This window comes from Pseudomonas sp. AC463 (genome assembly GCF_979253585.1).
The window spans coordinates 1-387 of sequence record NZ_CEEDDZ010000190.1 but is presented as its reverse complement, the minus strand read 5'-3'; the positions used below and the strand labels follow the sequence as shown (position 1 = coordinate 387).

1 protein-coding gene is annotated in these 387 nt (G+C 62.8%); it reads right to left on the bottom strand.

Features of this window, described 5'->3' with window-relative positions; all coding sequences use genetic code 11:
• Positions 1 to 387: hypothetical protein (locus AC0IYH_RS29720; protein ID WP_471837663.1), on the bottom strand; the 387-nt coding region annotated here is incomplete at both ends.

The window sequence follows — 387 nt, the reverse complement described above, 5'->3', positions numbered from 1 at the left end:
GTCGGTTGCGCCGAGCGCCTGACCATAGCCGGTGCCGCTATAGCTTTCGAAGCTCAGCTCGCGGCGGTTGGTCCGCGAATAGCTGACGTCGATCTGCGCGTTCCAGCCATCGTCGCCGGTGTATTTGGCGTTGTAGCCGAACGAGTACAGCTTCGCCTTGCGCTCGAACGCATCGTTGCGGACCACGCCCTGCACGTTCTCGAACGTGCCCGAGGTGATGAGGCCGTTCGACACGGTCGAATTGGTCTGTGTGGGGTTGAAGATCGTGCCCGACCCGCCGCCGAACGCCAGCGGCAGCTCGATGCCGCGCTTGATCTGGTCGTCCTTGAAGTCGGAGAAGAAGCCGTCGAACGTGGTGACCAGCTCGGGGATCGGCTTCCACTGCAA